The sequence below is a fragment of the Labrys sp. ALF-8 genome (assembly GCF_059699065.1).
On record NZ_AP048537.1, the window covers coordinates 4,188,762 to 4,215,105 of the forward strand.

Sequence of the window (26,344 nt, forward strand, 5' to 3'; positions counted from 1 at the left end):
GGGCCGACCTCCCCGGGGTGCTTCAGACCGGCCGTGCTGCAAGTCGTCCTTCCTGATAGAGCAGGCACACCGTGCGAAGCAGCGAAGCGAAGTTCGGCATTTCGTCGTGGAATTCCAGCGCCTCTTCATGAAGGGTCGAGAGGAGGCGGGCGGTCGTGGTTCCCTCGTCCTCGGCGATTTCGTCGAGGACGGCCCAGAAGGCGTGCTCGAGCCGGACGGTCGTCGATTGGCCGGCGATCCGCAGCGAACGGCTCACCTGCTGGAAGCGGCGCGGGCTGTGACTCGTGATCACGCCACACATGGCGTTCCTCCCCATGGTTTTCTGTCCCTTTTTGATATCTTGGCCGGAACCAGTGCCGTCTTCCGAGCGGGAAGTCGCAGAAACGGCACTCGCAGCGGGGGCGACTTTTCGGATACCGGTATTCGCCCAGCCGCCGGGGATTCCCGGCGGCTGGGCGGTGTGCCGATACGCTTCGAACACTCAGGCACACAATCAAGGAATAAGAACGGCGCGGCCGTGGATGCGACCGTTGTGAAGGTCGTGCAGGGCCCGGTTGGCGTCCGCCAGCGAGTATTCCACGGTGGTCAGTTCCACCAGTCCGCGATCGGCCAGGGCCATCAGCTCCACGAGTTCGGCCCAGGTGCCGACGAGGTTGCCGACGATGTTCTTCTCGGTGATCACCATGTCCACGGTGGGGATCCTGATATCCTCGCCATAGCCGACAACATAGTAGCTGCCGGCCGAGCGCGTCATGGCCAGCCCCTTTGCGGTGGTGCCCTTCTCGCCGACGAAATCGATCACGGCTTCCGCACCGGCGCCGCCGGTGAGGGCGAGCACGGCCTCGACCTCGTTACCGTCTGCCTTGACCAGCTTGTCGGCGCCGATCTTGCCGGCGAGTTGCAGGGAGGCATCCGACTTGTCGACCACGATGACGTCTGCCGCGCACATGGCCTTGAGGCACTGGATGCCGATATGCCCCAGGCCGCCGGCTCCGATCACCACGCAGCTTTCACCGGGGAGCAGATGGCGGGTGGCCTTCTTGGCCGCGCGATAGGCGGTGAGGCCGGCGTCGGCATAGGCAGCCACTTCCTTCGGCGCCAGCGACCGGGGCAGGGGCACGATGTTGCGCTCGGAGGTGCAGAGGTATTGCGCGTAGCCGCCATTACAGTCGAGGCCGGGGAACTTGCCGGGGGCATGCATGTCCATGCCGCGCCGGCAGGCCAGGCAGGTGCCGCCGGAAATCTTGGGATGCACGATCACGGGATCGCCGACCTTGATGCCCTCGACCTCCTTGCCGACCTCTTCGACCCAGCCGGCATTCTCATGGCCCATGATCAGCGGCAGCAACTGGTTGGCGTTCGGATCCATGTGCGGGCGCCAGACACCCTCGATGATGTGCAAGTCCGTGCGGCAGACGCCCGCACCGCCGATGCGCACGATGACGTCGTTGGACTTTTCGATCTTCGGATCGGGAACGTCCTTGAGCGTCACCCATTCATTGGACTTCAGGTCGTCGTCATAGCGTTCCAGAACCTGGGCCTTCATGTCGTTTCCTCCACAAGCTGTGCCTTGACCGGCCAGTCCAGGAAGTACAGCAACCGTCGTGCCAGGCGATGGAGCGTCGATAAATCAAAGGGTTATCTGCCTCGTTGCGTAAATGCCGCGTCCACGGCGTGGACAGGCTGGACAGGGAGACTGTCCAGTTTCTGGTCATTGCGGTTTGTGCAATTCGGCTGATACTCGGAGAAAACAGGAAGGTGCCGGGAGGAACCATGCAGCATCTGTCGAGCATGGATCGCGCCAGATTCGCACTGGAGCGCGGCGAGCGTTTTCCGGCCGGGCTGTTGCCCGAACTGGTTGCGGAGAGCTGGCAGCGCTGCCGCGAGAACGGGCTCGATCCCAATGCGAAGCCCCGCGAGGAGGTGCTGCCCTTCGCCGAGGTCCGCCGAAAGCGCGAAGCGACGGAGGGGCTGCGCCGGCTCGCCCTGGCGGAGATGCAGCTTCTCTACTCCCAGATCGCCGGTTCCAATTTCATGATCGCCCTCGGCGATGCCTCGGGCATGGTGCTCGACACGATCAGCGATCCCGTCTTTGCCGACAGCGCCGCGGGCCGGGCCATCATCCCCGGCAGCCGGTGGGACGAGAGCAACAGGGGCACCAATGCCCTGGGCCTTGCCGCCATGGCGGGGCAGCCCGTCGCGATCTATGGACGCGAGCATTACTTCACCTGCCATGGGCATCTGAGTTGCATGGCCTCGCCCATCCTCGATTCACGCGGCCAGGTGATCGGGCTCCTCGACGCTTCCTGCGCCAACGAAGCGCGCCAGCAGCACACGCACGCACTGGTGCGGATGGCCGCCGCGCAGATCGAGAACGGGTTGATCTTCCAGGACTGCCCGGAGAGCTTCATCCTCGCCTTTCATCCACGAGGCGAGTATCTCGACACCCTGTCCGCCGGACTTCTCGCCATCTCGCGCGACGGCATCGTCGCCGCCCTCAACAGGCCCGGCATCGCCTTGCTGGCGGGATTGCCGACGGTGGCCGGCAGCACCTTCCAGGATCTTTTCGACGGCGATTTCGGGCGGACGATCGACACGCTTCTCAACGGCGGTGTGGTCACCATTCGTGACCGGGCCGGAAGCGCCGTCCTCATGGTCTGCCGCCAGATCGGCCAGCGCCGCTCTCTGCTCCTGGCCACATCGCCTATCCCCATCCGTTCCGTCCCGGCTGCAGGCTCCCCCAAGCCCGATTTCATTTGCGACGACGAAAGCCTGAGGCATGCGATTGCCGATATTCCCCAGGCGGTGGCGATGCAGATGCCCATCCACATCACCGGCGAGACCGGAACGGGCAAGGAACTGATGGCCCGCCATATCCACGACGTAAGCGGCCGGGACGGCGCCTTCGTGGCCGTCAATTGCGGTGCCATCACGGAAACGCTGTTCATCGCCGAGATCTTTGGGCACGAGCGAGGGGCCTTCACCAACGCGCGCAACGAGGGCTCCTCAGGTCTCGCCCGCGCCGCGCACAAGGGCACGCTGTTTCTGGACGAAGTCGCCGACATTCCCCTACCGGCCCAGACGGCACTACTGCGCTTCCTCGATTCCATGGAGGTCCGGCCCGTGGGTGGGCAACGCAGCCACCGGGTCGACGTACAGATCGTCTCCGCCACGAACCGGGACCTTCGCGAACTCGTGGCGAACCGCAGCTTCCGCTCGGACCTGTTCTACCGACTCGCCGCACTCACCATTGCCTTGCCGCCACTGGCCGCGCGCACGGACTTCTCGCTCGTCGCTCAACACCTCGTGCAGAAGCTCGCGCCGGGAACCGCGATCACCGATGCGGCGATAGGGCTGCTGCGCCGCCGCCCCTGGCCGGGCAATATCCGCGAGTTGCGCAGCACGCTCCAGAAGGCCCTGATCCGGGGCAAGGGCGGTTTCATAGACGAGGCAGCGCTTGATGAGATTCCGTTGGAGCGAAGCGGCACCGCTTGTCCAGCTTGCCGCCAGAACCCCCTTGCGAGTCGCCGATGCAGTGAGATCCGAGCGATCTTCGCGGCGACGGAGGGCAATGTCTCCGCCACGGCTCGCCAACTCGGCCTGTCACGCACCACCGTCTACAAGCATGTCGCGGACGATCGCGTGAACGCGGAAGAAGTTCATTCCTGAACAGCCGAGCTTCCGGATTTCCGCTCGCGCCAAAGTGAATCGCGCCTCCGCTCCGGATCTCTATGCTGCGCCGTGCTCGGGAGCAGGGAGTGCGAACGATGACCTATTCAGTTTGGCTGGGCGGCGCCGTCGCGCTCGCCTTGATCATGCCAGCCGCGGCCCAGGATGCGCCGCGCAAGATCCTCCGTGGAGAGGTCGCGTCGCTCGACGGCAGCACGCTCAGCCTCAAGACCAGGGATGGTCAGACCGTGGCGGTGGCGTTGACGCCCGACTGGCGCGTGCGGGTAGTCGTTCCGATCGGCGTCGAAGCCATCCATACCGGCAGCTTCATCGGCACGGCGCAGGTGCCCCAGGCAGACGGCGTGGGCCGTTCGCTGGAGGTCCATGTCTTTCCTCCGGGCGTGAAGAGCGGGGAGGGCGAGCGTGACTGGGATTCGCAGCCCGGCGCGCGCATGACGAACGGCACGGTGACGGGCGAGGTCACCGCCGATGCCAAGGGACGTGAACTGACACTGACCTTTCCCGGGGGCAGCCGCAAGATCGTGATCCCGCCCGATGTGCCCGTCGTGCAGTTCAATGCGGCTCGGCATGCCGACATCAAGCCAGGCGTGCAGGTCTTCATCGCGGCGCAGGCGGACGGAAAGGGCTGGAAGACGAACAACGTCGCCATCGGCCAGAACGGCTCCGCCCCGCCGATGTGAGCAGTGGGGGTGCCGGAACCGCATCGAGAAGGCGCGGCATTGCCCGCACTGCCGAAGGAAATGGCATTGAGGTCGGCGCCTATCGTCCGGAAGATTCCGGAGTTCGCCCTCAGACGTCGATGACCATGCCGTCTTCGGCAAGAGCGAACAAAGTGCGGTCGACCTGGTCGCGATAGTCGAGCATGCTCGGTCCCATATGGGTCAGCACCACGCGCTTGGCGTCGAAATCGCCCCGCCGGGAGAGCAGGCGCTGATAGTCGAGGTGCGGCGGCGTCTCTTCCGTGGCGAAGCATTCGAGGAAGAGCAGGTCGGCTCCCCTGGCGATGACGGGCAGTGCCTCCGTCCATTCGGTGTCGCCCGAATGGACGAAAACCTTGCCGCCGGCCTCGAGGCGGACGGCGGTGGCGGGGGCGCCGCAGGGATGGATGACCTCGGTGGTGCGGATGGAGAAGCCGTGGGCCTCGCGATGGGTGCCGGGCGCCATGTCCTCGACGCTCCAGGCAAAGCTCCAGGGTGTTTCCATGGTAGCGCCGGCAAAAAGCGCCTCGATGGTGGTGGAGACACGCTCGATCGTGCCGGGCGGGCCGATGATGCGCAGGGAGCGTGTGCGCCTGCGTACCCACTGGGCATCGAGGAGCAGGAAGGGAATGCCACCGAAATGGTCGCCGTGCAGATGGGTCAGCATAATGAGGTCGATCCGGTCGGGATCGATGCCCATGGCGCTCAGCGCCGTCATCGTGGTGGCGCCGCAATCCAGAAGGCAGACGCGCTTTCCGTCCTGCGGATCCTCGATCTCGACCAGGCTGGCGGTATTGAATCGACCGCCCGACCCGAATGCATCGCCACATCCCACCACTGTTACGCGCATGGCAGGGCGTCCTGACCGGATGCTGGGGATAGGGGGGCAAGGAAACGCTGTATGTGCCTCATGCCGGAGTCTGTTCTATCTTGAGCGACCGGGTCGCCTGTTCTCTTGTGGCGCTGCATGGCCGTTTGAATGACCTACCCGCATGACGGGTATGGACTGAAATATCGGGAGACTTCAACTCAAAGAAAGCCCCCAGGCGCCGCGAGGCCGCACTGTCCCGCGAGACGTCACAAAATCATCAAACGGTCTGTGCGAAAACGCACATGGCGAGCACGAAAGCCGCTAAATTTTAGACTTGATCTGCAGCGTCCGGCGGGGGGAGACGGGCCTATGGTGAGACCTCCACCTCGACGATCTCGAGTCTCCGAGTGGACCGGCGGGTCTGGCAGGCGCCACGGCAAAAATCCGCTCAGGCCAGCATGCCTTCTCGGCCTAACTCTTTGTCCAGACGTCTCTTTGCGATTTGAAGCGATTGCGCCAAGTCTCCCGGCGCGATCAGAACTTGCGGGCCGTCGGCTCGATGACGGCCCGGAACGGACCAAAGTCGCTGTTGCCCCACGCGTCGATCTGGCCCTTCACGCTGGAGCCGAAGCCGCTCTGCTTGCCGAAACCCGTCTGACGGCTGAAACCGTAGTCGGCACGCAATTCGCCGCTGACCTTGATGCACATGCCGGTGTCGGGGGAATACACGAAGCCTGCGCCGTACTGGCTGCAGCGCGGATCCATCTTCTCGCCGGCGAGTGCCGGCGCCGCGAGGGCAAGCACCGCGGCGGCCGCCGTAATCGTCCTGAACATAATCGACTCCTCCGATCACGTCCGCGTTTACCGTGCGATCGTGATCACTTTGCGGCGAAGGCCGCCCCATCCCTACACAGAATGTAACGGTATGTTACGCCTTGTCCGTCACGCCGGCCTGGGCGAACGTCGCCATTCCGGTGTGGCAGGCCAGTGCCGCCTTGATCAGCGAAACCGCCAGCGCACCCCCCGATGCTTCGCCGAGTCGCATGCCGAGATCAAGCAGCGGCTTCTTGCCGAGCCGCTCCAGTACGTCGGCGTGCGCCCCCTCGGCCGAGACATGACCCGCCACGCAATGGTCGAGCAGGGCCGGGTCCATGGCGTGCAGAATGGCCGCGGCCGCGCAGACGACATAGCCATCCAACACGACGGGGACCCGCTGGCTGCGAGCGGCCAGGATGGCTCCAGCCATGGCGGCGACTTCGCGGCCCCCGAGGCGGCGCAGTACTTCGAGCGGATCCTTCACATGGCTTTGATGGAAGGCGACGGCATCGCGTACGGCGGCGGTCTTGCGCGCGAGGCCCGCATCGTCGACGCCTGTGCCGCGGCCAACCCAATGGCCGGCCTCGCCGCCGTAGAGGGCGTGGTAGATCGCTGCGGCTATGGTCGTGTTGCCGATGCCCATCTCGCCCAGGACCAGGAGATCGATGCCGCCGGACACTGCCTCCATCCCGAAGGCCATGGTGGCGGCGCAGGCTTTCTCGTCCAGCGCGGCCTCGACCGTGATGTCGCCCGTGGGAATGTCGAGCGCGAGGTCGAAGACCTTGAGGCCGAGATCGAAGGCGGTGCAGATCTGGTTGATCGCGGCCCCGCCCGCCGAGAAGTTCTCCAGCATCTGCCTGGTAACTTCCTGTGGATAGGGTGAGACGCCCCGTGCCACGACGCCGTGGTTGCCGGCGAAGATCGCCACCAGCGGGCGGGACACCGTGGGCGGCGCCTTGCCCTGGACGGCCGCGAGCCATTCGACGAGCCCTTCCAGGCGCCCCAGGCTGCCCGGCGGCTTGGTCAACTGGCCGTCACGCTGGCGCACCTTCGCCACGGCTTCCGAATCGAGCGCGGGCATGGAGCGGGCGAGGTCGCGGATATCGTCGAAGGGCAGGGCGGTGCCGGCAAGAGCCATGGAAGGACGCTTTCGAAGGGAGGGGATACGGGGCTTATAGACCGATGGGGGATTTGCGCAAAGGCCGCGAGGCGACTGCGGCTGCGCCAGGGACGACGGGCATGTTGGAACCCCGGACAACTATCCAATTGACATCGGCCATTGGTGCGGGGCACGCCAATGGAATATCTATCCGCGAACGAATTGGAATTCATCCGCGAATGCCGGAAGCGCCGTTGCCGTGAATGATATCCCCTCCAGCTTCCTCCAGGCCGTGCGCTTCTGGTCACGGCTGCCCGTGCCGGAGTTCGACTTCGAGATCGATCCTCACGGGCGACCCGACATGGAACGTCTCGCCCCGGTGACACCCCTGGCGGGGGCGGCGCTGGGTATCGGCGCAGCCATCGTGCTGGTGCTTGCCAGCTTTCTCGGCTTGCCGCCCACGCCTGCCGCGATTTTCGCCGTCGCGGCGCTGGTGGTGATGACGGGTGCCCTGCATGAGGATGGTCTCGCCGATCTCGCCGACGGGTTCGGCGGCGGACGAACCATGGAGCGCAAGCTCGAAATCATGCGCGATTCGCGCATCGGTTCCTACGGTGCCGCGGCGCTGGTCCTCGGGCTGATGGCTAAGATTTCCCTGCTCGCCTCGGTGCTGACCGCTGCGAGCGGCGCGCCCGCTGCCAGTCTCGTCCTCATCGCCGCCGTGGCCGTTTCACGCATCGCCGGGCTTCTGCCGCTGGTGCTGCTGTCGCCTGCCCGCAGCGACGGCGCCGGAGCGGCGGCCGGCCGGCTCTCCCTGGACGCCTGGCGGCTTGGGGCGGCTCCCTCCCTGGTTGCGGGAGCACTGCTTGCCTGGATCGCCACGGGCCACGTCGAGGCGATCCTCGCGCCGGCGCTCGCCTTCCTTGCGGCCTATGGCGTGGCCCGGCTGGCCCGATGGCAGATCGGCGGGCAGACGGGTGACGTCTGCGGCGCGGCCGTCATGCTGGCGGAGATCGCCTTTCTTGCTGGCGCGCTGGCGCCGCTGGGCTGGCGCTCGTAATTGGGAAAGTCACGGAGCATTCATGCCGATATATGGCATCTTCGGCCCATCGCTTTGATCCAAAAGCCGAATGACATTTGGATGGGACGGTATCTGGCAGATGTGAAAAGCGCCCGCCGGAAGGCGGCAGGCGTGGTCGTCAATCGCAAGATTAAGGTCCGCCCTGAGGCCGTGGCTGCCACACCTGGACAAGGAACGATCCACCCCAGGCCGATCGATCACTGCGGGAACTTGCGCACCGCTGATCCGGTGCCGACCGTATTCCCGCTGGAATCCACCGCCGTGACAATCCACTCATAGTCATGGATCTGCGGTGGGGGCGGATGAGGGCCCTCGAAGTCGCGGGACTGGAGGCCGTTGCAGGGGATCGATACCGACGGCCCGGATACGGGGAAGGTGCCGCCACCGTGATGGTAGCCGGACGCCTGATGGTCTTTCAGCAGGAATTTCAGCTTCGTCGTGCCCTTTGGAATACCGCTGACCTTGGTCGCCGGCGTGCTGCTGCACCAACTGAACGAGACGGACAGTTTACTAGCGGCGTGGCCCGCATCGGCGAAGCCGAACGTCGTCGCCAGCGCCATCGCAGCAGTTACAAGTCGGTTCATCTTGCCTCCTATCGGCCCCAATCCGGGCCGCGATCAGTATGAGGCCTCGGCATGGACGCCGTCATGGCTGACGCTTCAGGGTTCCCGCGCAACGACGGCCGAATTCCTGGCTCGAAGCAAAAGACACCGGTTTTGACTGTAGTCAATGTCCGGCCGTCCCGGCCGTTCGAAGCAGGAGGCCCGGTCCCGTCCCTCGTCGTGGCTGCAGGGCTTCGCTCTTTGCGGTCGTTGGATGACATGTTCCCCCTCGAAGCCGGGGCGAGGCATTGCGAGCACCTCGTCTCTCCTGCCAGTCTCACTACCCAAAAGGGCAGCATTGACCTTCCGTAACAGTTGGCTATCGTCTGTGTGGGCTGGGCGCTCGTAGAAGTCTCGTGGATGGATCCATGCGTACGTCGTCCGCCTATCTCTGTCTCGCCCTCGTGCTGCCAGCCCTTTTGCCCGCAAGCACTCAACCCGCCCAAGCTGTAGGTTGCATTTCAGGAGCCGTTGCTGGCGGCATTGCCGGGCATTATGCCGGCCATCACGCCGTGCTCGGCGCCTTGGGTGGCTGTGTGGCCGGACACGAATTGAAGAAAAGGCAGAAGGCAGCGGATGCCGCCAAGCTTCAGGCCAAGAAGTATCCCGACGAGATCACCCATGCCGAGCCGGCCCCGGTGCCACCGGCACCTACCCCCGCGCCCGCGCAGTAAGAGCAGTGCAGCAAGGAGCCGATGAAAATGGGACTGTTCGATAACTTGATCAATCTGGCCGAAAGCCCAGCGGGCCAGTCGGCGATGGGCCAATTGGCCCAGCATCTACCCGACGTGCTCTCGCAGCACGGCATCAATGGTACGCAGGGTCTCGTCGAGAAACTCGAACAGGGCGGCCTGGGGCAGGCGGTCGCTTCATGGATGAGCGACGGGCCGAACCAGAAGGTGACGGCGGAACAGATCGAGCAGACGCTTGGGACGTCGATGGTCAATTCGCTCGCCCAGAAATTCGGTATCGATCCGACGAAAGCCAATCAATTCGTCGCCGACAACCTGCCCCAGATCATCGCCGCTCTGCACGGCGGCCAGCCGACTTGATTGGGAATGGAGCACCGAGGAGGGGTGGCCGAAGAACCGCCCTCCATCGGATCCGCCCTGGCACGGAACGACAGGCAACGCGGCGGAGCGCCCATGTCCTGAGAATGAGGGACAGCCTTGCAGATACGTGTCGCAGTGTCGAAGAGGCGGACGATCCGATACCAGTCCTTCGCGCTTAATACGGTAGGCTGTTCCCGGCAGCGGACACCAGTCCGGTAGGGAGGGCGTGGAACTGCAAGCCACGGCGGCCCGGCAGCTTGATAAACTTGCCGGTCCGCCTCATATCGCGTAGTTCGATGATATATGCGGCGTATCCCGACACCAAACGCTCATGTCGGGGCGCCGGTTCGCTCGCTGTTTCAAACGCCTGTTGCCTCTTGCGGTAATCCTTCCCAAGCCATGCAGATCACCTCCACTCCTTGTGTCGCGATTTGCCGCATCGATCCGGCCAGCGGTTTTTGCATCGGTTGCGGCCGCACCAGCCTCGAGATCGGGCGCTGGGTAGAAATGACGGAACCCGAGCGCCTTGCCCTGATGGAAGGTCTCCCCTCGCGCTTCAGCGAGACGCCGGCACTCCAGGCGGCGCGCGAGGCCTTCGACGCGATGATGGCGGCGCGCGTGCGCACCCGTCGGCGCAATCGCATATGAACGCCATATTTGCGTGCCGGATTGGCGGCATGAAACGCTCAAGCAAGTCTCGATTCCCTGTTCTCGCCCTCCTTGCCGTGACTCTGCTGGCCGGTCCTTCGTCGGCCAAGGAGTGGAAGACGATCAGGATCGCGACCGAAGCCGACTATGCGCCCTTCAACTATCTCGACGCCCAGGACCAGCCCGGCGGTTTCGACATCGACATCGCAAGGGCGCTCTGCACCAGGATGCAGGCCCAATGCACCATCGAACCCGCGAACTGGGATAGTCTCATCCCGGGCCTGAACGGCGGCAGGTACGACGCCGTGGTTTCCTCGATGGCGATCACCGAGGAGCGCAAGCGTCAGGTTGCCTTCACCGACAAATATTACGATCGTCCCTCCAGCTTCGCTGCCCGCAAGGATTCCAGCATAACCGCCTGGGATGCCGTGGGACTGAAGGGCAGGGTGATCGGCGTCCAGGGCGATACCGTGCAGGCCGCCTTTCTCAAGGGCGAGATCCAGCCGGGCGGAGCGCAGATAAGGTCCTATCAGACGCAGGAAGAGGCGGATGCGGATCTTGCGATCGGTAAGCTCGATGCCGTCTTTTCCGACAAGATCCTGCTTTCCAACTGGCTGAGCAGACCGGACACCGTGTGCTGCGAGGTCAAGGCGGATGTCGATCTCGTCAAATACGCCCGGTATTTCGGGGAGGGCGAGGCTATCGCCGTGCGCAAGAACGATACGGACCTGAAGGAAAAGTTGAACAAGGCGATTGCCGATATCGTGGCGGATGGTACGTACAAGACCATCAACGACAAATATTTCCCGTTCTCGATTTATTGATTCACACCGGCGGCCTCGGCTCGCCGATCAGATACCGGAGTTCTGCGATGAAAGTGGCGTTTCTCGGCCTTGGCGTCATGGGCTTTCCGATGGCGGGGCATCTGGCCGTGCGCGGCGGCCACGAGATGACCGTCTACAACCGCACGCCGGCCAAGGCACAGGCCTGGGTCGAGAAGTTCGGCAATGCCAGCGCCGCGGCTCCCGCCGAGGCGGCCCGGGATGCGGATTTCGTCTTCGCCTGCGTCGGGAATGACGACGACCTGCGCTCGGTGACGACAGGCCCGCAGGGTGCCTTTTCGGGCATGAAGAAGGGCGCCGTCTTCGTCGATCACACCACCGCCTCCGCCGATGTCGCGCGCGAACTCTACGCCGCTGCCGGTAAGCTTGGCCTGGGCTTCATTGACGCGCCCGTCTCGGGCGGCCAGGCCGGCGCGGAGAATGGCGTCCTCGGCGTGATGTGCGGGGGCGATCCCGATGTCTATGCCAGGGTCGAGCCGGTGATCGCCCATTATGCGAAGGCCTGCCAGTTGATGGGCCCTGCAGGCGCCGGCCAGTTGACCAAGATGGTCAATCAGATCTGCATTGCGGGCCTGGTTCAGGGCCTCTCGGAAGGCATCCATTTTGCCAAGAGAGCCGGGCTCGACCTCGAGAAAGTGATGGGTGTGATCTCCAAGGGTGCCGCCCAGTCCTGGCAGATGGAGAACCGGTGGAAGACCATGAACGAGGGCAAGTTCGACTTCGGCTTCGCCGTCGACTGGATGCGCAAGGATCTCGGCATCTGCCTCGCCACCGCCAGGCACAATGGCGCGCAGTTGCCCGTCACGGCGCTCGTCGACCAGTTCTATGCCGACATTCAGGTGATGGGCGGCAGTCGTTGGGATACTTCGAGCCTGGTGGCGAGGCTCGAGAAGAAGGGGTGAAAGGCGAGGGCATCCTCGCTTTTTTAGGAGACCGGGAAACGCGATGGACAGGCTTTACGAGGATCCCGACCTCGCGCGGTTCTATGATATTGACAATGGCTGGCACGCCGGCCCGGCCGCCTGCCTGGAGCGGGCGAAGGGCCATGCTTCCTTTCTGGATCTCGGCTGCGGCACGGGGGCGCTCGCCGCCGCCGTGGCGAAGGAGGGTATCCCGCATGTCGTCGGGGTCGACCCGGCGAAGGCCATGCTGGATATCGCCCGGGCAAGGCCCGGCGGCGATGATGTGCGCTGGGTCGAAGGCGATGCGCGCGCGATCCGTCTCGGCAGTCGCTTCGACCTCATCGTTCTGACGGGGCATGTCTTCCAGGTCTTCCTTACCGATGACGACAGGCTCGCCGTCCTGCGAACGATCGCCTCCCACCTGACGCCGCAGGGGCACTTCATATTCGACAGCCGCAATCCCCTGACGCGCGAATGGCAGGAATGGATGCCGGATCTCTCCCGGCGTGTCTTCACCGATCCGTATCTGGGGGAAGTTTTGTCGTGGAACGATGTGACCTATGACGAAGAGGCGGCGGTGGCCCACTACGAGACTTTCTACGAACTCTCTGGAACCAAGCGCGTGTTTGCCGCCCGCTCCTCCATCGCCTTTCCGCCGCAGGAGCAGCTTGCCGACCTGATAGGCAAGGCCGGACTCGAAGTGCTGGAATGGTTCGGCGACTGGGCCGGCACGGCCCACGGCCACGAAAGTCCGGAGATCATCCCGTTCGGGCGGTTGTCCGGCGCTGCGGGCGGATAGGAGCTTGCGGTCGGCGGGCGTTTTTCGCTCTACGATCACGGTGGCGCCTTCCGCTTTCATGCGGATCGCAGTATCGAGGCTTTGTTGGCCCCTTTCGAGAAATTCCTCCCCTTAACAATTCACCAAAAAGATTTAGATAGCCGCTTGGTGCTCGCAGCGGGCCTCGCTCCGTGGTTCGGGTTTGGCGCGGCGTGCCGGTTCGGCGGGCGGCTGCAGGGAAAGTTACGAGTATGCCTATCAAAGTTCCCGATCGGTCTCCTGCTGAAGCTGCGCTTCAGCAGGAAGGTGTCGAAGTCATCCCGGATGCCACGGCGCTCCGTCAGGACATTCGCCCCCTGCGCATCCTCCTGCTCAACCTGATGCCGACCAAGATCGCCACCGAGGTGCAGATCGCCCGCCTGCTTAGCCACACGCCTCTTCAGATCGAACTCAGCCTGCTCACCACAGCCACTTACCAGCCGCGAAACACGCCGTTCGAGCATCTGAAGGCCTTTTATCGGACGCTCGACGAGGTGAAGGAGGAACGCTTCGACGGGTTGATCGTCACGGGCGCTCCGGTCGAGACGCTGCCTTTCGAGAAAGTGGACTACTGGAGCGAATTGAAGGAAATCCTCGCCTGGTCACGCAACAACGTGTTCCGGCGCTTCGGCATCTGCTGGGGCGGACAGGCGCTGCTCTACGCCGATCATGGCATCGAGAAGATTCAGTACCCCGAAAAGCTGTTCGGCGTGTTCGAGCAGCGCGTGCAGGCGCCGCGTTCCGAACTGATGCGCGGCTTTCCCGACAGCTTCCCGACGCCGGTTTCTCGCTGGACGGGCGTCGACCCCGACGGCATCGCGGCCACGCCCGAGTTGCGCGTGCTGGCGGACTCGCCGCTCACCGGCATCGGTCTGGTCGAACATGTGCCGACCGGCGACGTGTTCTGCTTCAATCACCTCGAATACGACACCGAGACGCTGCGCAACGAATTCGTGCGCGACTTCTCGCTCAATCCGGCAACGCCGCTGCCGCACAACTATTTCCCGGGCGACCGCGCGGAGTCCGATCCCGCCAACAGCTGGCGGGCTTATGGCTATCTGATGTTCTGGAACTGGATCACCACGCTCTATCGCGACACGCTCTACGATCTCGAGGCGCTCTCGCCCCGGCCCGAACACGATCTGGGCGCGGGAATCTAACCTGTTTTACCTTCAGACGGAATCGGTCGAATCGAAAAATTCTTGTGATATCCGAATGTTAAGCTGGATCTGCGATTCAGCCTGACAGCGTTTTACTCCAGCTGCATGGTGCACCATTCCAGGTGACAGGAGAGGCTGGCGCGACGGCGTCACCGTGCCGTTTCGATCGTTCCGTGGCGGGCGCACACCTCGTCATAGGCCGCCTGTAGTTCCGAGAACACCGAGCGGCCCGGATCGGGAGCGCCCTGATGCAGCATGCGCAGCTCGTCCATGAAGGCATTCCACATCGGCTGGCCGCCTTCTTCCAGCAATTGAGCCCTAATGGATAGCTGCTCCGACACCGGCGTGTGCCGGCGGCCCCATGCTCCCATATGGGCGAGGAGGGGCACAAGCTGAATGGCTGGCTCCGTCAGGCTGTAGATCGCCTTCTGCTTGTGCGTGGGGTCATCCCGACGGCTCAACAGTCCTAGATCGACCAGGCGCTTCAGTCGGTCGGCGAGAATATTGGAGGCGATGCCTTCCTCCGACCGGTTCAGAAGCTCTCGATAATGGCGGCGGTTGCCGAACATCACGTCCCGGATGATGATCAGGCTCCAGCGGTCTCCCAGCATCTCGATGGTCAGATTGATCGGGCAGCCCGACCTGTGCGCGGCATTCATGGGAAGTCTCTCGATACTGGTTGCAAAATAGGATCGGTCGGGTTAGAAGGCAACTGATTTCAATTTGCAATCAGTATGCTTTCCGGAGTGGGCAATGACGCTGACACTTTACGCTCATCCCTTCTCGTCGAACTGCCAGAAGGTCCTGATCGCCCTGTATGAAAACGACACGCCCTTCGAGTTTCGCATGCTGGCCGATGCCGAGAGCATGGCTGAGCTGGCGAGCCTCTGGCCCGTCAGGCGTTTCCCGGTCCTGACAGACGGCGCTCGCACGGTGATGGAGACGAGCTGCATCGTCGAATATCTGCAGCTCTATCATCCCGGTCCCGTGCCGATGCTGCCGGAGGATCCGAGGGCTGCGCTCGAGGTGCGCATTCTGGATCGTGTTTTCGACCAATACGTTTCCGCTCCGCAGCAGCGGGTCGTCTATGACAGGTTGAGGCCCGAGGGCGAGCGGGATCCCCGCGGTGTCAAGGAAGCGCGGGAGCTTCTGGAGATGGCTTATGGCTGGTTGGACGCGACGCTTGCCGGGCGCAACTGGGCGGCGGGCGACGCCTTCACGCTCGCCGACTGCGGCGCGGCGCCCTTCCTGTTCTATGCGGACTGGACCCATGAGATCGGGCCGCAATACCCTGTACTGCGTGCCTATCGATCGCGCTTGCTCTCTCGCGCTTCGGTGAAGCGCGTGGTGGCCGAAGCGCGTCCCTATCGGAAGTTCTTTCCGCTCGGCGCGCCCGACAGGGATTGAAGGAAACGGCCAGCAGCGCAGAATATGATGCCGCTGGGCCGGGGCTGTCTTGAAATAGTCACAGGGCGCTCTTATATCCGCATACAAGGGCGATCCGGCGGACGCGTTGGATACCCGGTCGAGGAAGCAGCCCTACCACGGATGTACTGGAGGGCAGGCTCACCGAGATGAAAGGGCCGGCGCATCGCCGAAAGGTTTGATCCCGGTCTTTGTCGCAAGGCAACCCCGTCAGCAATGGCGGGGTTTCGTTTTTCTGGCGTGCGCTTCGCGGATCGGCCATGCCGGCTTCTGCGTCCCGGCGAATTCAGTTTTTGCGGATGAGGAAGAACCAGCCAAGATAGGCCGCGATAGCGAGGCCGATCACCAGCGTGATCGTCTCCTTGCTGTCGGCACTCAGGGCGGCATCGCGCTGTGCCTGGGCATAACGGCTCGCCATTTCGGGGTTCATCCCGACATAAATGGCGGCGACGGCGATGACGGCGAACAGCGTCAGCAGGATCCAGCGCGAGCGACTCAAGATAAACCCTCTCTCAACAGACCACCATATTCGGCCAAATTCCCCACGAACACATCTTAACAAAGTGCAACGCTTGCTTCATCGGCCTTTGAAGCGTGGCGTCCTCTTTTCGAGAAAGGCTGCGACGCCTTCCCTGAAATCGAGGGAGACGCCGGCCTTGCGCTGAAGAGCGGCTTCCAGGGCCAGTTGGGTCTCGAGGTCGTTGCCGCTGGAGGCCAGCACCGCCTCGCGCATCAGGCGGTACGCCAAGCCTGGCCCCTGGGCAAGCCGCACTGCGAAGGCGGCGACCTCCTCGGGGAAGGTGGCGTCCTCGTAGAGCTTGTAGACGAGGCCAAGCCGAAGAGCTTCTTCAGCCGGTACGGGCTCGGCCGTGAGCATGAGTGCGAGCGCGCGCTTGGGGCCGATGAGGCGCGGCAGGATCCAGGTGCCGCCGGCATCCGGGATGAGCGCGATGCGGGCAAATGCCTCCTGCAGGCTGGCGGAGCGCGCAGCCAGCACGATATCGCAGGCCAGCGCGATGTTCATGGCCGCCCCGACGGCCGGGCCGTTGAGAGCGGCGATGATCGGCTTGGGTGCGCCGACGATCTGCCTGATCAGCGGGTTGTAATCGCGTTCCAGGGCAGGACCGAGATCGATCCCGCCATCGGCATCGCGGGGCAGATCCTCCGTGAGGTCCTGCCCCGAGGAAAAGGCACGTCCCGATCCGGTGAGCACGATGACCCTGACGCCTTCATCCTCCATCGCGGCTGCGAGGGCCTTGCGCAACTCGGCATGGAGGGAGGCGGTGAAGGCATTGAGCCTGGCCGGGCGGTTCAGGGTCAGTGTCCGGACCGCACCCGCCGTCTCGACCAGCAGCTCAGCCATGCTCGTTTCCTTGTTCAGTTGCCTTCCGCGGCCAGGGCCGCCTCGATGGCCCGGCGTCGGCGTATTTCCCGGCGGGCGGCATAGAGACCGCTGATGGCGATCAGCACCATGCCGAGCCCCGTCCACACATCCGGCAAATCGCCGAACACCACAAGACCGACGACCACCGAAAGAGCAATGGCCGAATATCGGAAGGGACTGACCACGGATACCGAAACGCCGCGATAGGCGGCGATGACGAGGGCATGGCCGCCGACCAGGCAAACGCCTCCCAACACGACGATCGCCAGGCCGTGAGCGGTGAGCGGCTGCCATGTCGTGAAGGCGGAGCCGCCGAAACCGGCCAGCGAGACGATCGTAGTAGTGCCGAGCGTCGCCAGCAAAGTGGGCACTTTCGCACCCATGCGGTGGGTCAGCAGGTCGCGCATCGCCGTCAGCACGGCGCAGGCGAGGGTGAAGAAGATGAAGACGTTGAGGCCGTCCGCGGCAGGATGGGCGACCAGGATGACGCCGGCAAAGCAGACCATGACCGCCAGCCAGCGACGGCCGTCCACGCGCTCCTTGAGCAGGATGGCCGATAGCGCCAGCAGCAGGATCGGCGTGATCTGGCCGATCGTGGTCGCGGTACCGAGGGGGACGTGCGAAAGGCCGATGAGGGAGGTCACGGCTACCGCAACCTCCATGCAGCCGCGGAAAAGCACCGGCCACTGGAAGATCTGGCGAAAACGTGGGCCCAGGCCGGTTGCGAAGATGAGCGCGAGCACGAAGAGCGAGGCGAAGACGCCGCGAATGGCGATGACCTGGCTCACCGGCATCAGCCCGGTCGCGAGCTTGGCAAGGGCATCGTTGCCCACGAAGCTCGCCATCGCGCCGACCATCAGCACGATACCGCGTTGATTGGCGCGCTGTTGGCCGAGGTCGGCTTCCGTAAAGGCGAGGCTGCTCATCAGGCGACGGCTTCCTGCACCTTGCGCGGATTGACGAAGAGAAGGGCCAGGCCGCTCCCGACGATCAGGATCATGCCCGCGACGGCGAGGCTGTTGGGAACCTCCCGCCAGACCACGAAGCCCGCCGTCACCGCCCAGACCGTGAAGCTGTAGTAGTAGGGCGCGACGACGCTGGCCGGTGTCCGGCGATAGGCGAGAAAGATCGCCATCTGGCCGATGGTCACGATGAAACCGGATGCCACCATCGTCAGCCATTGCGAGGGACTGGGCGGGATCCACGGATGGAAGGCGAGGGTGGCCGCGCCGGTGGTCAGGGTGAGGATGAAGGTGCTGGCCAGGAGCACGACGAAGGTGGGTATCGATGAAGGCACGCCACGGGTAAGCAGGTCCCGCATCGCCACCGACATGGCCGTGAGAAAGGCGTAGATGGCCGCGGGGGAAAGGCCGGAGCCCGTAGGCTGGGCCACCAGCACGGCGCCGAGAAATCCGGCGCAAACCAGGGCGAGGCGAATGGCCCCGATGCGCTCGCGGAAGATCACGGCAACGGCGATGATCACCAGGAGAGGGGCGGTCTGTCCGATGGCGATGGCATCTGCGATCGGCATGTTGGCCAATGCCGCCATGTAGAAGAAGGTCGAGGCGGCCTCGCACGAACCTCTGAGCAGTGGGCGCCAGTGAAGCACGCCGCCGATCTTCCGGAACTGGCCGGTGACAAGCACGAGACATGCACAGGAAACGAGGCCGAAGAAGCAGCGCATGAACAGCACCTGGAAGGGCTGTTCCAGTGCCTGCGCGGTCAGCTTCATCAGGGAATCGGAGACGATGAACAGCCCCGTCGCGAGAACCATCGCGGCGATGCCAAACCAGTGGGAGCGAGCGGACGTCATGGATGGTGCAATCGGGACGCTGCCGGTGCGGGAAGGGCGGGGCCGCCGGCAAGGTAAGAATATTGCTCTACTTATACTTGCAACATCGATTTGGCAAAGACAAAGCGGTCAAATCTTAAGCAAAACGTCGCAGGCTGAACATGCCGAGATCGAAGCGGCTGTGGCCGGCTATCGCAAGTTCCGCCAGAGCTTCGCCGATGGCACTGGCGAATTTGTAGCCATGGCCGGAACAGGGGGAGGCCACGATAACCTGCTCGAAGCCCGGCAGCGTATCGATGATGAAGTGTTCGTCCGGCGTCATGGTGTACATGCAGGCCTTGAGCCCCAGCAGGTCGCCATCGGCGGCGGGAATATGCTTGGCGAGGCAGGCGCGCAGAAGGTCGCGCTGCTGGACGGAGGGCTGCCGGTCCGGAAGGTGCGGATCATAGGGCTCGCCGCTGAAATGAGGCGAGCCGAGCTTGAAGCCGGGATGCTGCCAGAGCGGGAAGCCGTAGAAATGCCCCTCGCTTGCCTCGAGGGTGAAGACGGGAAAGCGCGCCATGTCGAAGAGAGTCGGCCTGACGGGGCTGAACCAGCCCAGCGTCTGGCGGACAACTTCCGTCGAGGCCTTCAGGCCCGGCGCGAAATCGCCGATCCAGGCACCGGGAGAGAGGATCAGGCGCCCGGCCTCGTAGACACCGCGATCGCTGGTGACTTTCACGCCGCCATTCGCGGTAGGCTCCCAGTCCAGCATGGGCTCACAGCCATGAATTTCGGCGCCGTGATAAAGGGCGAGGGTGACATGAGCCAGGATGGCGCGCTCGGACGCCACGAAGCCCGACTGCGGCTGATACAGGCCGATATGGCTGGCATCCAGCGTGAAGGCCGGATAGCGTTCCTCGATCGTCCTCCGATCCAGCAATTCATGGGCCAGGCCATGCTTTTCGCTGGCCGCGAGGCCGTCCTCGACGACACCGGATCCTTGATGGCCGATATCCAGCGCGCCGACCTCGTAGAAGAGCGGTTCGCCGGTAATCCTGCCGGTTTCCAGCCAGAGTTCACGCGCCCGCTGCACCAGCGGGACATAGGCTTCCCCCTGGAAGTAGGCGAGGCGAAGGATACGGGTCAGACCGTGGGAGGATCCCATCGCATGGCCGATCTCGAACTTTTCGAGGCCCAGCACGCGCACGCCACGCTTTGCAAGCTGGTAGCAGGCCGCCGAGCCCATGCCTCCGACGCCGACGACGATGACATCATAGGTTCCGGGCATGGCAGGCACTTTCGGATTTCAGGGAGGCAGGAGCCGCGCGAGACTCCGGCCTCACGCCGCTGAAGCACCTACCATGCCCCCTCGGGGCCGGGGGATGCGATCAGGCGAAATGCCTCACCCGCCCGTCACGCTCATATGGCGGCTGACGGAGGGCTGGCGGGTGCGCCGGTCGATCACGAAGTCATGGCCCTTGGGCTTGCGCTCGATGGCCCGGTCGATGGCCGCGTCGAGGAGGTCGTTACCCTCGGAGGCGCGCAGCGGCGCGCGCAGGTCCGCCGCGTCTTCCTGTCCCAGGCACATGTAGAGCGTGCCGGTGCAGGTCACCCGCACGCGATTGCAGCTTTCGCAGAAATTATGCGTCATCGGGGTGATGAAGCCGAGGCGCCCGCCGGTCTCCCCGACGCGGACGTAACGGGCCGGCCCACCCGTCGCATAGGGGATATCCTCAAGCGTATATTTGTCCAGGAGCTGCGCCCGCAGCATGGAGAGGGGCAGGTACTGGTCGACACGATGGCCGGAGACGTCGCCCATCGGCATCACCTCTATGAAGGTGAGGTCCATGCCGCGGCCATGCGCCCATTCGATCAGGCCGCCTGCTTCCTGCTCGGTCATTCCCTTGATGGCGACGGCGTTGATCTTGACGGCAAGGCCGGCTTCCTGGGCCTTGTCTATGCCGTCCAGCACCTTTCCAAGGTCGCCCCAGCGCGTGATGGCCCTGAAGGCCGCGGGATCGAGCGTATCGAGCGAGACATTCACGCGCCGGACACCACAGTCCTTGAGTTCGGCGGCATATTTGGCGAGCTGGGAGCCATTGGTGGTAAGCGTCAATTCGTCCAGGCGCCCGCTGTCGAGGTGCCGCGAAATGGAGCGGAACAGCTTCATGATGTCGCGGCGGACCAAAGGCTCCCCGCCGGTGAAGCGAAGCTTGCGCACGCCCTTGCCGATGAAGGCGGTGCATAGTCGATCGAGTTCCTCGAGGGTGAGCAGATCCTTCTTCGGCAGGAAGGTCATGTCCTCCGACATGCAGTAGACGCAGCGAAAGTCGCAGCGGTCCGTCACCGACACGCGCAAATAGTTGATCGCGCGCCCGAAGGGGTCGATCATCGGCAGCATACCCGCCATGGCATGATCATCCAGCACGTCCAATACTCCGAAGGGGCATATCCCCTTTGTCACTGTTCTAAGGTGTGGGATAGCAGCCGTAAAGGCCGGCGCGCTGCGTCAAATCCGGCTTGCACCACCCCGTTCACGTCCTTATGTGGCGTGTGAACCTGGCAAAAGGAAGAAGCAGTGAGCGCCTGGCCTACCGAATTGCGCCTGTCCAAGGACAAGAAGACGCTGACCGTCAGTTTCGACGACGGCCAGTCCCATGCGCTGAGCGCCGAATTCCTGCGCGTGATGTCCCCGAGCGCCGAGGTCCAGGGGCATAGTGCCGCCGAGCGCAAGACCGTCGGCGGAAAGATCAACGTGGCCATCCTCGCCGTCGATCCCGTCGGCAATTACGCGGTGCGCCTGTCCTTCGACGACATGCACAATACCGGCCTGTATACCTGGGCCTATCTTGCGGAACTCGGTCGCGACCGGGACGAACGCTGGGCAGCCTATCTCGGGGAACTGCAGGAGAAGGGCTTGTCGCGGGAACGGCCGGGGCAGAGGTGAGCCGGAGTTCGGGAAACGCCGGGGCATCTGCGAGATCGCGTAAGGCGACCCTGCTTCTCACCTCCATCCTCTCCCGGTCTACGGGGAGAGGATGGAAGCGGGAGCGGCACAAGCCCTTCAGAACGCGATCGCCATGGTCCGATCGCCGATTCCCTATGTCGGGTCCTCGCGGTGCAGGTCGTGGATGGCAACGCCGCCTTCCGTGTCGGCCGGCGGTGTCAGCCACTGCCTGTGCCGCAATGTGCGCTGGGTGTCCTCGAGGCCCATGCTCCAATGCTCGCGCATCGAGGTGCCCGAGAATTCGTAGTCCTTGGCATGGCCTTCGTAGTTCTTGTGCTGGTAGATGAGGTGCACGATGTTGACGGCACCCGGCTTCACATGGGTGTCGATCAGCGCCTGCTCGTCCCGGGTCAGCATCTCCCTGGGGATTCGCTTGAGAGCATCGATCAGATGCGTCTTGATGCCGTGGATGCGCTTGAAATTGTCGGTGTTCTGGCGCGTGCGGCTCGAATACATGATGTCCTTGTGGCGTGACAGCACGTCCGGCATGCTGCGGGGGAGGACACCCCGCGCGCTGAAGAGGTCGACCTGGAACACCAGCGAACTGCGCTCTTCCTCCTGGTCGAGCAGGTATTGGAGCGGCGTGTTCGAGACGATGCCGCCATCCCAGTAATATTCGCCCTCGATGCGGACGGCGGGAAAGGCCGGCGGCAGGGCACCGCTCGCCATGATGTGCTCCGGCCCGATCTGCACGTGATCGGTGTCGAAATAGACGAAGTTGCCGGTGCGCACGTTGACCGCTCCGACGCTGAGACGCTTCTTGCCGTCGTTGAGGATGTCGAAGTCGATCAGTTCTTCGAGCGTGTGGCGCAGCTCCTCGGTGTCGTAGAAACTCGTCGCGCCGTCCGCGCCGGACTGCTCGAACCAGGGGTTGGGGAAGCGGGGCTTGAAGAAGCCCGGCTGGCCCTGCGTCATGGTTATCCATGACGAGGTGCGGTTGCGGATATCGCGGAAGATGTCGCCTTCCGGCGTATAGGCCCAGATCTTGCGGCCCGAGATCGTCTGCCAGAACTGCTCCAGGCGCTGCAGCCTGTGGCGCGGCTCGTTGCCGGCGATGATCGAGGCGTTGATCGCGCCGATGGAGACGCCCGACAGCCAGTTCGGCTCGCAGCCGGCATTGGCGAGGGCCTCGTAGACGCCGGCCTGATAGGCGCCCAGCGCGCCGCCTCCCTGGAAGACCAGGGCGATACGGTCATACTGGGCCGAGATTTCTTCGATGGTGGCGCGTGCGGCCTTGTCTCTGTTGCGTTCGAGCACGGAAGCGGTCCTTCGGGAATATACGCAAGAGGTTACATAGGGATGCTTTGGCGTGCCGGTGGTCGCACCGGCACGGGCATCCCGGGCGCTGGTCCGAAGACCGGCACGTAAACTCACCCTTGCGAAACGATGGGATCGAGCAGGGTTTTGGCGATGGGTTCACGCGCCGTCTGGTCGGCGAGATAGTCGTGCACGACTTCGCCGAGGCCGAGGGTGAGGTCGGCGGTGAAATGCACGGCCGAGACGACTTCCACCACGGGCAGCTTGGCGACATCGGCCATGACATGCGGATGCAGGTCGAGGGCGGCGGGCGCCGTCCAGGCTTCCTTCAGGTGGACGTCGATGAGGTGGTAGCGCACCAGTTCGCAGATGCGCAGAGAGCCGTCGACGTGGGGGATGATCTTGATCAGGTAGTTCGGCGCCTCGAGCGAGGCCTTGATGGCCTCGTGATCCGCCTCCTTGTGCTTGTAGCCCATGGTGCCGGTGGCGCACAGAACGCTGCCGTAATGCAACGTGCCGACCACGACCTCGCCTTCATGCACGATCCTGGGCTTGGCGAGCTTCTTGGGAAAACCCCAGAGCTCGCGGCCGCCGGCGATGGGTGCATCGTCGTCGAGATACATGGAGTGGACATAGGCCCCATGTTCGCCGTTGAAGCGCACGGGGATGACCTGTCCGGTTTCGGTATAGTCACCGAAGCCCGTGGAGTCGGGCATGCGGATGAACTCGTACTTGACCAGCGGCTCATCGATCTCGAGCGGCGCGGGAACCACCTTTTCCAAAGCCTCGCGCGTGGTGCGGTAGGTGATGATGACGTATTCGCGATTGAAAAAACGGTAGGGACCGGGCGGATAAGACGGATTGGTGAGCGGCATCGCATAAGCGCGCTTCAGAACTTCGGCTTGTTCCACGGGATATCCTTCGGGATCGGAAAAGGGGAATGGACGGGCAAGCGTTCATTATGTTGCACGGCAGCATGACAGGCCCATGTCCGAGCCTCGCGGTTCCGCAGGTGTAATAAGGGCGACATCTCGGCATGCCAGCCTCCGGGCTGGTGCATGTGCGCCTGCCTCCCCTTTTCACCTCCAAGAGATTTCAAATGGCTGTTCTGACGTCCAAGAATGCCCTGGTGACCGGCTCGACCAGCGGCATCGGCCTCGCCATCGCCCGTGCCTTTGCGGCCGAGGGCGCCAACATCACCATCAACGGCTTCGGCGATGCGGATGCCATCGAGAAGGAGCGCGCTGCCATCGAGGCCGATTTCGGGGTGAAGTGCCGCTATTCGGGCGCCAACATGATGAATGGCGAGGAGGTCACCGCCATGGTCAAGGATGCGGAAGCCGCCTTCGGCAGCCTCGACGTGCTCGTCAACAATGCCGGCATCCAGTTCGTCTCGCCCATCGAGGAGTTTCCGGACGACAAGTGGGAAGCCATCATCCGTATCAACCTGATTGCGTCCTTCTACGCGATCAAGGCGGTGCTGCCGGGAATGAAGCAGCGCAAATGGGGACGCATCATCTCCACTTCCTCGGCGCACGCCCTCGTCGCCTCGCCCTTCAAGTCGGCCTATGTCGCGGCCAAGCATGGTGTCACCGGTCTCACCAAGACGGTCGCGCTGGAAGCGGCGCGCGACGGTGTCACCTGCAACGCCATCGCGCCCGGCTATGTCTGGACGCCGCTGGTGGAGAAGCAGATCCCCGACACCATGAAGGCGCGCAACATGACCGAGGAGCAGGTCAAGAACGACGTGCTGCTCGCCGCCCAGCCGACGAAGGAGTTCGTCACCGTCGATGAGATCGCCGGGGTGGCGGTGTTCCTCTGCACCGACGCGGCCAAGCAGATCACCGGAACGACGCTCTCCGTCGACGGCGGCTGGACGGCCGAATAGGGCGCGTCGGGGGAACGAGGCGAGCCGGCGGGCCAGTGCCCGCCGGCTTCCCGATCAGCCGCGGATGATCACCACCCGCGTGCCGACCTTCACACGGCCATAAAGGTCGCTGACATCGTCGTTGGTCATCCGGATGCAGCCGGAGGACACGGCCTGGCCGATGGTCTGCGGCTCGTTGGAACCATGAATGCGGTAGAGGGTCGAACCCAGATACATGGCCCGGGCACCGAGCGGATTCTGGATGCCGCCGGCCATATAGGCGGGCAGGTCGGGCCGGCGCCTGCGCATCTGTGCCGGCGGGGTCCAGCCGGGCCATTCCGCCTTGCGGGTGATGTGGTGCACACCGCCCCATTCGAAGCCGGGACGCCCGACGCCGACGCCGTAACGCAACGCCGTCCCGTCATCCAGCACGAGGTAGAGACGGCGCTCAGGGGAGTTCACGATGATGGTGCCGGGCTTCTCTCGACCGTCATAGCGCACGACCTCGCGGGGGACCGGCGAGACGGCGGCAACCGCACCGGCATTGGCGGGCTGGCGCTGGGTGTTGAACAGTTTCTCGAAGATGCTGGCCGCGTTGGCCGAGGAGGAGAGAGCGCTGAGGCTCGAAACGAGGAACAGGCCTGTCAGAAGACGACGCATGATGGAAGCCCCGAAGAGTTGAACGGAATCAGCCCCGATTCCAGAAAATTCAACAGTCAAACAATGCCCTGATCCTTGGATTCTTCAACGCGGCGCCCTAACCGGCGACTTGCGGAACTGCGAAAATTCCCGGCTGTGTCCGGCTGACAACACCCCCGGCATGCTGGACGCCGTGCGGGCTGCCCCCCGGCCGACCAGGCGGATTGGCGCGATATTGACGGTATATGGCAATCCTGCCAGCTGCGCTTCGATGCCGATCGGCTTTAGAACCTTGTCGTCCCAAAGCGAGGAGCTAAACATGAGTACCGTCAGCGAAATTCCGGCCGCGCCGGCAAGTGTCGTCATCGAACATTTCGAGAAGCGGCTGGCGCTAGAGACCGATTGCGCCGACGTGGCGCAGGCACTCAGGTCCGGCGAACAGGATTTCGTCCTGCTGCACGTTGTCGGCACGGAGGAGGCCTATCAGCGCCGCCACGTTCCCGGCGCGCTCCATTTGCCCCATCGCGAGATCACCGGCGCCCGGATGGCCGCCTGGCCGGACGACACCCTGTTCGTTGCCTATTGCGCCGGTCCCCATTGCAACGGCGCGGACAGGGCCGCCCTCAGGCTGGCGCGGCTTGGCCGCCGTGTGAAGATCATGATCGGCGGCATCGCCGGCTGGGAGGACGAGGGCCTCGTCTTCGCCGCGGGAGCCGATCCCGGCACTCTCGGCCGCGCGGCCTGATGGAAGCCGGCCCCGCACGGCAGCGCCT

General features: G+C 64.0%; 30 protein-coding genes. 14 read left to right on the forward strand and 16 right to left on the reverse strand.

Going from position 1 to position 26,344, the window contains the following annotated elements; genetic code table 11:
• Window positions 1–22 precede the first annotated feature (22 nt).
• Window positions 23–301, reverse strand: a complete 279-nt coding sequence (locus AC6H34_RS19155; protein WP_448148330.1) for a ribbon-helix-helix domain-containing protein — start codon at window positions 299–301, stop codon at window positions 23–25.
• A 192-nt stretch (window positions 302–493) separates the two neighbouring features.
• Entirely contained in the window at window positions 494–1,546 is a 1,053-nt protein-coding gene (locus AC6H34_RS19160; RefSeq protein WP_448148329.1) for an NAD(P)-dependent alcohol dehydrogenase, read from the reverse strand.
• A 227-nt stretch (window positions 1,547–1,773) separates the two neighbouring features.
• On the opposite strand from AC6H34_RS19160, the gene AC6H34_RS19165 reads away from it, so the two are divergent.
• Both AC6H34_RS19165 and AC6H34_RS19170 read left to right on the forward strand, forming a co-directional pair.
• Entirely contained in the window at window positions 1,774–3,669 is a 1,896-nt protein-coding gene (locus tag AC6H34_RS19165; RefSeq protein WP_497539768.1) for a sigma-54-dependent Fis family transcriptional regulator, read from the forward strand.
• A gap of 98 nt (window positions 3,670–3,767) precedes the next feature.
• Window positions 3,768–4,370: a hypothetical protein gene (locus AC6H34_RS19170; protein ID WP_448148327.1), complete on the forward strand. Its 603-nt coding sequence runs from the start codon at window positions 3,768–3,770 to the stop codon at window positions 4,368–4,370.
• A 109-nt stretch (window positions 4,371–4,479) separates the two neighbouring features.
• On the opposite strand, the gene AC6H34_RS19175 is transcribed toward AC6H34_RS19170, so the two are convergent.
• The 3 genes from AC6H34_RS19175 to cobT all read right to left on the reverse strand — a co-directional run bounded on the left by AC6H34_RS19175 (window position 4,480) and on the right by cobT (window position 7,153).
• A complete protein-coding gene (locus tag AC6H34_RS19175) occupies window positions 4,480–5,238 on the reverse strand; it encodes an MBL fold metallo-hydrolase (protein WP_497539769.1) in 759 nt (252 codons plus the stop codon).
• Between the two features lie 495 nt (window positions 5,239–5,733).
• Window positions 5,734–6,033, reverse strand: coding sequence for a porin (locus AC6H34_RS19180; protein WP_497539770.1), 300 nt, complete (start codon window positions 6,031–6,033; stop codon window positions 5,734–5,736).
• 94 nt (window positions 6,034–6,127) lie between these two features.
• On the reverse strand, window positions 6,128–7,153 hold the full coding sequence (cobT, locus tag AC6H34_RS19185) for a nicotinate-nucleotide--dimethylbenzimidazole phosphoribosyltransferase (RefSeq protein WP_448148324.1): 1,026 nt from the start codon (window positions 7,151–7,153) through the stop codon (window positions 6,128–6,130).
• A gap of 220 nt (window positions 7,154–7,373) precedes the next feature.
• Here cobT and cobS point away from each other — a divergent pair, with 220 nt between their 5' ends.
• Window positions 7,374–8,174 (forward strand): adenosylcobinamide-GDP ribazoletransferase, encoded by an 801-nt coding sequence (cobS, locus tag AC6H34_RS19190; protein WP_497539771.1) that lies wholly within the window; start codon window positions 7,374–7,376, stop codon window positions 8,172–8,174.
• Window positions 8,175–8,392: 218 nt separating this feature from the next.
• Here cobS and AC6H34_RS19195 read toward each other — a convergent pair whose 3' ends face one another.
• Window positions 8,393–8,779 (reverse strand): hypothetical protein, encoded by a 387-nt coding sequence (locus AC6H34_RS19195; RefSeq protein ID WP_497539772.1) that lies wholly within the window; start codon window positions 8,777–8,779, stop codon window positions 8,393–8,395.
• 386 nt (window positions 8,780–9,165) lie between these two features.
• Here AC6H34_RS19195 and AC6H34_RS19200 point away from each other — a divergent pair, with 386 nt between their 5' ends.
• From AC6H34_RS19200 to AC6H34_RS19230, 7 genes are all read left to right on the forward strand, one after another.
• The gene (locus AC6H34_RS19200) at window positions 9,166–9,471 is read left to right on the forward strand and encodes a hypothetical protein (RefSeq protein WP_448148321.1); all 306 of its coding nucleotides are present in this window, start codon (window positions 9,166–9,168) and stop codon (window positions 9,469–9,471) included.
• A gap of 27 nt (window positions 9,472–9,498) precedes the next feature.
• Complete coding sequence (locus tag AC6H34_RS19205; RefSeq protein WP_448148320.1) at window positions 9,499–9,849, forward strand: YidB family protein; 351 nt, start codon at window positions 9,499–9,501, stop codon at window positions 9,847–9,849.
• Between the two features lie 399 nt (window positions 9,850–10,248).
• Window positions 10,249–10,497 (forward strand): DUF1289 domain-containing protein, encoded by a 249-nt coding sequence (locus AC6H34_RS19210; RefSeq protein ID WP_497539773.1) that lies wholly within the window; start codon window positions 10,249–10,251, stop codon window positions 10,495–10,497.
• A 29-nt stretch (window positions 10,498–10,526) separates the two neighbouring features.
• The gene (locus tag AC6H34_RS19215; protein ID WP_497539774.1) at window positions 10,527–11,321 is read left to right on the forward strand and encodes a transporter substrate-binding domain-containing protein; all 795 of its coding nucleotides are present in this window, start codon (window positions 10,527–10,529) and stop codon (window positions 11,319–11,321) included.
• A 47-nt stretch (window positions 11,322–11,368) separates the two neighbouring features.
• Window positions 11,369–12,241 carry an NAD(P)-dependent oxidoreductase gene (locus tag AC6H34_RS19220; protein WP_497539775.1) on the forward strand — a complete coding sequence of 291 codons (873 nt, stop codon included), beginning with the start codon at window positions 11,369–11,371 and terminating at the stop codon, window positions 12,239–12,241.
• A gap of 43 nt (window positions 12,242–12,284) precedes the next feature.
• A complete protein-coding gene (locus AC6H34_RS19225) occupies window positions 12,285–13,040 on the forward strand; it encodes a class I SAM-dependent methyltransferase (RefSeq protein ID WP_497539776.1) in 756 nt (251 codons plus the stop codon).
• Between the two features lie 230 nt (window positions 13,041–13,270).
• Window positions 13,271–14,218, forward strand: coding sequence for a homoserine O-succinyltransferase (locus tag AC6H34_RS19230; RefSeq protein ID WP_497539777.1), 948 nt, complete (start codon window positions 13,271–13,273; stop codon window positions 14,216–14,218).
• 149 nt (window positions 14,219–14,367) lie between these two features.
• Here AC6H34_RS19230 and AC6H34_RS19235 read toward each other — a convergent pair whose 3' ends face one another.
• Window positions 14,368–14,877, reverse strand: coding sequence for a winged helix-turn-helix transcriptional regulator (locus AC6H34_RS19235; protein WP_497539778.1), 510 nt, complete (start codon window positions 14,875–14,877; stop codon window positions 14,368–14,370).
• Window positions 14,878–14,971: 94 nt separating this feature from the next.
• Between AC6H34_RS19235 and AC6H34_RS19240 the strand changes: the two genes are divergently transcribed.
• On the forward strand, window positions 14,972–15,625 hold the full coding sequence (locus AC6H34_RS19240) for a glutathione S-transferase family protein (protein ID WP_497539779.1): 654 nt from the start codon (window positions 14,972–14,974) through the stop codon (window positions 15,623–15,625).
• A 304-nt stretch (window positions 15,626–15,929) separates the two neighbouring features.
• Here the strand turns inward: AC6H34_RS19240 and AC6H34_RS19245 are convergent, their stop codons facing one another.
• The 6 genes from AC6H34_RS19245 to moaA all read right to left on the reverse strand — a co-directional run bounded on the left by AC6H34_RS19245 (window position 15,930) and on the right by moaA (window position 21,199).
• Window positions 15,930–16,142 carry a hypothetical protein gene (locus tag AC6H34_RS19245; protein ID WP_448148313.1) on the reverse strand — a complete coding sequence of 71 codons (213 nt, stop codon included), beginning with the start codon at window positions 16,140–16,142 and terminating at the stop codon, window positions 15,930–15,932.
• 78 nt (window positions 16,143–16,220) lie between these two features.
• Window positions 16,221–17,006, reverse strand: a complete 786-nt coding sequence (locus tag AC6H34_RS19250) for an enoyl-CoA hydratase-related protein (protein WP_497539780.1) — start codon at window positions 17,004–17,006, stop codon at window positions 16,221–16,223.
• A gap of 14 nt (window positions 17,007–17,020) precedes the next feature.
• Window positions 17,021–17,953: a DMT family transporter gene (locus tag AC6H34_RS19255; RefSeq protein WP_497539781.1), complete on the reverse strand. Its 933-nt coding sequence runs from the start codon at window positions 17,951–17,953 to the stop codon at window positions 17,021–17,023.
• Window positions 17,953–18,840: a DMT family transporter gene (locus AC6H34_RS19260; protein WP_448148310.1), complete on the reverse strand. Its 888-nt coding sequence runs from the start codon at window positions 18,838–18,840 to the stop codon at window positions 17,953–17,955. The genes AC6H34_RS19255 and AC6H34_RS19260 overlap by 1 nt, the downstream gene beginning before the upstream one ends.
• A gap of 115 nt (window positions 18,841–18,955) precedes the next feature.
• On the reverse strand, window positions 18,956–20,089 hold the full coding sequence (gene solA, locus AC6H34_RS19265; RefSeq protein ID WP_448148309.1) for an N-methyl-L-tryptophan oxidase: 1,134 nt from the start codon (window positions 20,087–20,089) through the stop codon (window positions 18,956–18,958).
• Window positions 20,090–20,203: 114 nt separating this feature from the next.
• Complete coding sequence (gene moaA / locus AC6H34_RS19270; protein ID WP_448151313.1) at window positions 20,204–21,199, reverse strand: GTP 3',8-cyclase MoaA; 996 nt, start codon at window positions 21,197–21,199, stop codon at window positions 20,204–20,206.
• Between the two features lie 180 nt (window positions 21,200–21,379).
• Between moaA and AC6H34_RS19275 the strand changes: the two genes are divergently transcribed.
• Window positions 21,380–21,748, forward strand: a complete 369-nt coding sequence (locus AC6H34_RS19275; protein ID WP_448148308.1) for a gamma-butyrobetaine hydroxylase family protein — start codon at window positions 21,380–21,382, stop codon at window positions 21,746–21,748.
• A 153-nt stretch (window positions 21,749–21,901) separates the two neighbouring features.
• On the opposite strand, the gene AC6H34_RS19280 is transcribed toward AC6H34_RS19275, so the two are convergent.
• Entirely contained in the window at window positions 21,902–23,065 is a 1,164-nt protein-coding gene (locus AC6H34_RS19280; RefSeq protein ID WP_448148307.1) for a patatin-like phospholipase family protein, read from the reverse strand.
• A 113-nt stretch (window positions 23,066–23,178) separates the two neighbouring features.
• Window positions 23,179–23,976 carry an acetoacetate decarboxylase gene (locus tag AC6H34_RS19285; RefSeq protein ID WP_448148306.1) on the reverse strand — a complete coding sequence of 266 codons (798 nt, stop codon included), beginning with the start codon at window positions 23,974–23,976 and terminating at the stop codon, window positions 23,179–23,181.
• A 188-nt stretch (window positions 23,977–24,164) separates the two neighbouring features.
• Between AC6H34_RS19285 and AC6H34_RS19290 the strand changes: the two genes are divergently transcribed.
• Window positions 24,165–24,953, forward strand: coding sequence for a 3-hydroxybutyrate dehydrogenase (locus AC6H34_RS19290; protein WP_448148305.1), 789 nt, complete (start codon window positions 24,165–24,167; stop codon window positions 24,951–24,953).
• A 54-nt stretch (window positions 24,954–25,007) separates the two neighbouring features.
• Here AC6H34_RS19290 and AC6H34_RS19295 read toward each other — a convergent pair whose 3' ends face one another.
• A complete protein-coding gene (locus tag AC6H34_RS19295) occupies window positions 25,008–25,592 on the reverse strand; it encodes a L,D-transpeptidase (protein ID WP_448148304.1) in 585 nt (194 codons plus the stop codon).
• A 298-nt stretch (window positions 25,593–25,890) separates the two neighbouring features.
• Between AC6H34_RS19295 and AC6H34_RS19300 the strand changes: the two genes are divergently transcribed.
• Window positions 25,891–26,316, forward strand: a complete 426-nt coding sequence (locus AC6H34_RS19300) for a rhodanese-like domain-containing protein (protein WP_497539782.1) — start codon at window positions 25,891–25,893, stop codon at window positions 26,314–26,316.
• The last annotated feature ends 28 nt before the right edge of the window (window positions 26,317–26,344 follow it).

Excerpts from the sequence above, each read along its gene's own strand:
- AC6H34_RS19195 (WP_497539772.1), bottom strand. The coding sequence starts at position 8,779 with ATGAACCGACTTGTAACTGCTGCGATGGCGCTGGCGACGACGTTCGGC.
- AC6H34_RS19180 (WP_497539770.1), bottom strand. The coding sequence starts at position 6,033 with ATGTTCAGGACGATTACGGCGGCCGCCGCGGTGCTTGCCCTCGCGGCG.
- AC6H34_RS19205 (WP_448148320.1), top strand. The coding sequence starts at position 9,499 with ATGGGACTGTTCGATAACTTGATCAATCTGGCCGAAAGCCCAGCGGGC.
- AC6H34_RS19215 (WP_497539774.1), top strand. The coding sequence starts at position 10,527 with ATGAAACGCTCAAGCAAGTCTCGATTCCCTGTTCTCGCCCTCCTTGCC.
- AC6H34_RS19260 (WP_448148310.1), bottom strand. The coding sequence starts at position 18,840 with ATGACGTCCGCTCGCTCCCACTGGTTTGGCATCGCCGCGATGGTTCTC.
- AC6H34_RS19210 (WP_497539773.1), top strand. The coding sequence starts at position 10,249 with ATGCAGATCACCTCCACTCCTTGTGTCGCGATTTGCCGCATCGATCCG.
- AC6H34_RS19170 (WP_448148327.1), top strand. The coding sequence starts at position 3,768 with ATGACCTATTCAGTTTGGCTGGGCGGCGCCGTCGCGCTCGCCTTGATC.
- AC6H34_RS19165 (WP_497539768.1), top strand. The coding sequence starts at position 1,774 with ATGCAGCATCTGTCGAGCATGGATCGCGCCAGATTCGCACTGGAGCGC.
- AC6H34_RS19255 (WP_497539781.1), bottom strand. The coding sequence starts at position 17,953 with ATGAGCAGCCTCGCCTTTACGGAAGCCGACCTCGGCCAACAGCGCGCC.
- AC6H34_RS19220 (WP_497539775.1), top strand. The coding sequence starts at position 11,369 with ATGAAAGTGGCGTTTCTCGGCCTTGGCGTCATGGGCTTTCCGATGGCG.
- AC6H34_RS19230 (WP_497539777.1), top strand. The coding sequence starts at position 13,271 with ATGCCTATCAAAGTTCCCGATCGGTCTCCTGCTGAAGCTGCGCTTCAG.
- AC6H34_RS19295 (WP_448148304.1), bottom strand. The coding sequence starts at position 25,592 with ATGCGTCGTCTTCTGACAGGCCTGTTCCTCGTTTCGAGCCTCAGCGCT.
- AC6H34_RS19200 (WP_448148321.1), top strand. The coding sequence starts at position 9,166 with ATGCGTACGTCGTCCGCCTATCTCTGTCTCGCCCTCGTGCTGCCAGCC.
- AC6H34_RS19225 (WP_497539776.1), top strand. The coding sequence starts at position 12,285 with ATGGACAGGCTTTACGAGGATCCCGACCTCGCGCGGTTCTATGATATT.
- AC6H34_RS19250 (WP_497539780.1), bottom strand. The coding sequence starts at position 17,006 with ATGGCTGAGCTGCTGGTCGAGACGGCGGGTGCGGTCCGGACACTGACC.
- AC6H34_RS19235 (WP_497539778.1), bottom strand. The coding sequence starts at position 14,877 with ATGAATGCCGCGCACAGGTCGGGCTGCCCGATCAATCTGACCATCGAG.
- AC6H34_RS19290 (WP_448148305.1), top strand. The coding sequence starts at position 24,165 with ATGGCTGTTCTGACGTCCAAGAATGCCCTGGTGACCGGCTCGACCAGC.
- solA (WP_448148309.1), bottom strand. The coding sequence starts at position 20,089 with ATGCCCGGAACCTATGATGTCATCGTCGTCGGCGTCGGAGGCATGGGC.
- cobT (WP_448148324.1), bottom strand. The coding sequence starts at position 7,153 with ATGGCTCTTGCCGGCACCGCCCTGCCCTTCGACGATATCCGCGACCTC.
- AC6H34_RS19160 (WP_448148329.1), bottom strand. The coding sequence starts at position 1,546 with ATGAAGGCCCAGGTTCTGGAACGCTATGACGACGACCTGAAGTCCAAT.
- AC6H34_RS19155 (WP_448148330.1), bottom strand. The coding sequence starts at position 301 with ATGTGTGGCGTGATCACGAGTCACAGCCCGCGCCGCTTCCAGCAGGTG.
- AC6H34_RS19240 (WP_497539779.1), top strand. The coding sequence starts at position 14,972 with ATGACGCTGACACTTTACGCTCATCCCTTCTCGTCGAACTGCCAGAAG.
- AC6H34_RS19175 (WP_497539769.1), bottom strand. The coding sequence starts at position 5,238 with ATGCGCGTAACAGTGGTGGGATGTGGCGATGCATTCGGGTCGGGCGGT.
- AC6H34_RS19300 (WP_497539782.1), top strand. The coding sequence starts at position 25,891 with ATGAGTACCGTCAGCGAAATTCCGGCCGCGCCGGCAAGTGTCGTCATC.